At 31.3% G+C, this 2803-nt stretch carries 2 protein-coding genes; both read right to left on the minus strand.

All coding sequences use genetic code 11. The features are described from left to right. Positions 1 to 2070 (minus strand): DUF6531 domain-containing protein (locus HGI79_RS22260; RefSeq protein WP_185652855.1); only part of this gene is annotated, 2070 nt, incomplete at its 3' end. 30 nt (positions 2071 to 2100) lie between these two features. Then, a partial coding sequence (locus tag HGI79_RS22265; RefSeq protein WP_185652856.1) for a DNA and RNA helicase occupies positions 2101 to 2803 on the minus strand: 703 nt, incomplete at its 5' end.

Genomic DNA, 2803 nt, shown 5'->3' on the forward strand with positions numbered 1-2803 from the left:
AAAATACAAATTTATCCAGTCGAAATTAATACGCATTTCTATTGTAATTATATATGTTAAAAAAATAACAATAACAACCCCAAAAATCATGCGACAACTCTCTTGACAAACGCCGCCTCCTGGTTGTACTTCTTCAAGGAGGTTTCCCATACTATCGTAAACTCGATTAATTTTTCTGCCATGTCTGTCTATTTCACTTTCTTTGTTATTATACTTATCATAAGTAAAAACTTCATTAGTACCATCGCTGTATATTTGTTCAATGACTAAGTTTTTAGAATTATACCTATACTTTTCAACTAATCCTGTTGATCTGTGTATAAACGTATTTTCCATATCCTTGTCATTATATTCTACATCTATTATGTTGCCTTCACGATCATACTGCTTTATTACTCTTCCAGATTCATCATACTCATTTTTTACATAAGTATTTCCATCCTGGTCTGTTATAGCTGTTATTAAATTATCTTTATAGGTATAGATTAAAACTCCTTCATTTGGGAAATATACATTTATAAGATTATCTCCATCATATTCATAAGCCGTTTTTCTTCCTACGTTATCTGCTATTTCTACTATTTTTCCATAGTTATATTTGAAGAAAAGTTTTTTTCCTCCAGGAGATATCATTGTTTCTATATTTCCTTCTCCGTCATAATCTATAATTATAGTATTGTTATTTCTATCACTTATTGATACAAGCTTCCCTTGTTTATCATATTTATAAGTTGTTTTATCTTTTAATGTAAGATTGAATTCGCCCTTTTCAATATCCTGCAATAGTACATTCTTATCCTCATAGGATTGGTTTTCCCATCCATTCTCTGTTTTCATAAATATTTCTATATGACCATCTGGATATACTACTATAATTTCACTTTCATCTTTCCTTTTTATACGACTTTCATATTCAAAAGTCCAGCCTCTTCCCATAGCTCCTATACTGTTATCTTTTGAATTATAGCTTCTTCTTATATTTATATCTGGTCCCCTGTCTTCCATCGCTAGATCTGTACTTTCCAGATAGAAGCTTCCCGTTGATACATTCACAGGATCTATATTAAATACCTGTTCCTCTTTACGTAAATTGCCTAGTTTACCAGCTGTATTAGCAATATCATCTAGTTCCCCTAATCCACCAGCCAGTTTTTCAACCTTGCTAGCTTTCGATACTGCATTTGCTTCCCCTGCTCCTACAAAGAAAGATGCTACAAAAAAGGCTGCTTGCCCTGTTATTTGCCCTCGCTTATACGGATCTGCGTCCATTTCATTTTTTAAGTTTTCTAACCCATTTCCTATAGCAGTTAATGTTTCTTTAGGATGAGTTACAACTGTTGAAACTCCGTTATAGAATTTCTCTACATCATTTATATATTTATCAGGATTCTTATAAATGTCTACTGCTTTATCTGCAAATCTTAATATATTTCTTCCTGGGTCTCCATATTTAATTAAGAGAGCTCCAGTTCCAACAACTAAATCCTCTGCTCCTTCAGTTAATCCTTCTACAATTCCAATGTCTTGTTTAATTCCATTCTTAACATACTTGTAGAATCCACTATTTTTATCATTTATACCAAAGGTATCTTCAAAAGACTTAAATCCTTGATCTACTCCTCTATTAACATAATTTATTCCTGCTTTCATACCATTATCTATGGTATTCTTAACTTTATCAATTAAATTATCTTTCTTATGAATATCTTCACACATTTCATCAAATTTAGTATGAATGAAATCCCCTGCTATTTTTAAATCTGTTTCTATTCCTGCTGCCATATCATTTTTCCAGTCTTGAATAATATCCCCTACTGCAGGAATTATCCCAGAAAATCCAGCACCTGTGGTTATTTTTTCCTTTAATTTCTTTGCTTTTTTCTTTAAAGCCTCTTCCGCATTTTTTATAGTATCTATTGTTTTATCTATAGAATCTATTGCATCTTTTACATCTTTAGGATCACCAGTTGATACTGCTTTTTCTACAGCTTTAACTGTCCCTACTACTGCTGAAACTACTGCTTTTACAACACTAGTCACTGCACTAACTATTCCACTAAAAAATCCCATCCTCCTCACCTCTTCTTTATATTTTTATAGCTAGTCCACAATTATCCTTGAAGCTCTGCCTTGTCTTCTTTCAGCATTCCTTCTTACTCCACTTTCTACTTCTCTTGCTATGTGACAAAAATATTTGTATATTTGCATATTAGAATACTCCTTGTATTCCATTTCCAATCTGTTTGATATGTAGTAAAGTATTACTTCCCTATCTATACACCTCTCATTCATACACTGCATAGCAAAGGTTATGTCATAGACATTTTTTGTTTTGTTTTTTAATATTGTTTCTGAAAAATATCTCAGTATATACGGATGTAGTGTACTCTTCTTATAACCAGAATACTGTGTGTTTATAAGATTTAGTGTGTTATACTCAGTTGAAACATCATAAAAATCTGTGTAATTCTGTCTTAGCAAAGCTCTTTCTTTTAGCTTAAACCTTGCCAGTTCCAGCTCATCTCTTTCTATTACTGTATTTTCATCTATAAATATTTCTGCAGTGTTTATAGTAAAATCACTATTCAAGGCACCATCTAAAAATCTTACCTTTATTATTAATTCTTTATTAGCAGCATAATAAGGAATACTTATATCTCTTTCCATCATATACAGCTTATTTGCAAATTTAATTATGCCTTTTGTTACTATAATTTCTCTTTCTCCTACTATTAAATCTGCACCAGAAATTACTCCATTTGAAAAATCCTTGAAGTAAATATCCAAAAAATTTCTTGGATAA

This window comes from Clostridium sp. DJ247 (assembly GCF_014231265.1).